2 protein-coding genes are annotated in these 1,755 nt (G+C 68.5%); one reads left to right on the top strand and one right to left on the bottom strand.

Annotated features, from left to right (window positions below; genetic code table 11):
* Positions 1 to 1,094 (bottom strand): serine/threonine-protein kinase (locus AC1D15_RS30375; protein WP_477828957.1); only part of this gene is annotated, 1,094 nt, incomplete at its 3' end.
* Positions 1,095 to 1,204: 110 nt separating this feature from the next.
* Here AC1D15_RS30375 and AC1D15_RS30370 point away from each other — a divergent pair.
* On the top strand, positions 1,205 to 1,755 hold a 551-nt coding region (locus AC1D15_RS30370; RefSeq protein WP_477828956.1), incomplete at its 3' end, for an FHA domain-containing protein.

Genomic DNA, 1,755 nt, shown 5'->3' with positions numbered 1-1,755 from the left:
ATGGCACCCATCATCAGCGCCCACTTCAGGCGCAGCGGCAGGATGCGGGGCTTCTCCTTCTCGCGCGCTTCATCCTCGATGTCGCGCATCGCCTGGCTGATCGCGGCGGCCAGTTCCTGGCCGGTCTGGAAGCGGCGCTCCGGCTGCTTGGCCAGGCAGCGCTCGACGATGCGGCGCACGCCCTGCGGCAGGTCGGTGCGCAGCTTCTCGATCGGCGTCGGCTCCTCGGTGGCGATCTTCATCGCCAGCGCCACGATGCTGTCGCCCTGGAACGGCGCTGCGCCGCTCAGCATCTGGTACAGGATGATGCCGACCGAGAACAGGTCGGAGCGGCCGTCGACCTTCGAGCCCTTGGTCTGCTCGGGCGACATGTACTGGGGCGTTCCGAGCACGTCGCCGACACGCGTCTGGTGCGTCGACGACGCCCCCGTGGCCACGTGCGCGATGCCGAAGTCGGTGACCTTGACGGTGCTGCTGCCCTTCAGCACCATGATGTTCGACGGCTTGATGTCGCGGTGCACGATGCCCTTGCCGTGCGCATAGTCGAGCGCCTTGGCCAGCTGCAGGCCGATCACCAGCGTGTCGCGGATCGGCATCGGGCCGAGGCGAGACATCAGCTCGTTCATCGGCTCGCCCTCGATCAGCTCCATCGCCATGTACGGCCGGCCCTCGATCTCGCCCACGTCGTGCACGGTGACGATGTTCGGGTGCGACAACATGCCCGCGGCACGCGCTTCGCGCAGGAAGCGGGCGCGGTATTCCTCTTCCTCGCAGTAGGCGGCGTGCAGGAACTTGATCGCGATGGTGCGGTCGATGCCGGGGTCGTGCGCGCGGTAGACGCTCGCCATGCCGCCGCGGCCGATGCGCTCGGTGATCTGGTAGCGGCCGACCTGGCGCGGCGCCGCCGGGCTGGCGGCCGGCGCCGTGCGGCGCGCGGACTCACTTCCCGGCGCAGCGGCCGGCAGCGTGTCGGCCGACGCAACGGCCGCGGCCGCGTTCAGCGGGCTCGTCTTGACGCTGGCGCTGGAATGGGTGATGACGCGGGTGGTCTCGTCGTCTTCGAACGGGCGGTCGGGATAGTCGTCTTCAGGCATGGCACGGCACAGTGCCTGGGGGGACGCAAAGTCTCAATGAACGAAAGTCATCTGGCAATCCTTTTCAGCAATCGTTTCCCAGCCCTTTCACGACAGCCGCATGACTTTCGTTGATTGCCAATCCCGGGCGCCCGGCGGATAAACCGGCTTCAGGCGCGCCGGCTCCGCTCGGCGGGCGTGCCTGCCTCGCTGTCGGAGCCCTCATGATCCTGGTGATACGCGCCCATACCCTGAAGAACGAGACCCTGTCTCAGTCGATCACGGGCCACTTCGATGAACGCGGTGGCACGATCGGCCGTTCCGACACGAACACGCTCGCCCTGCCCGACCCGGAACGCCACATCTCGCGCCTGCAGGCCGAGGTCTGGTTCACCAACGGATCGTTCTCGATCCGCAACGTCGGCAGCGCCAACGCGATCGTCATCAACGGCCGGCCGATCAATGCCGGCGAAGGCACCACCCTCGGCCATGCCGACGAGCTGGTGATCGGCGGCTACGTGATGCGCGCGACGCTGGCCACGCCCGAATCCGCGCCGCGCACCGACGACCGGGTGCCGATCGATTCGCGCACGGTGATCAAGGCCTCGGCGGTCGAGTCGCGCACCAACCCGCGGCTCCAGCTGCACCCGCCAGCCCCCCCGCTGCCGCCCGCCCCGCCGAC

It is taken from the genome of Rhizobacter sp. P2_H2, from assembly GCF_056403375.1.
This window is presented reverse-complemented; position numbering and strand designations above follow the sequence as displayed.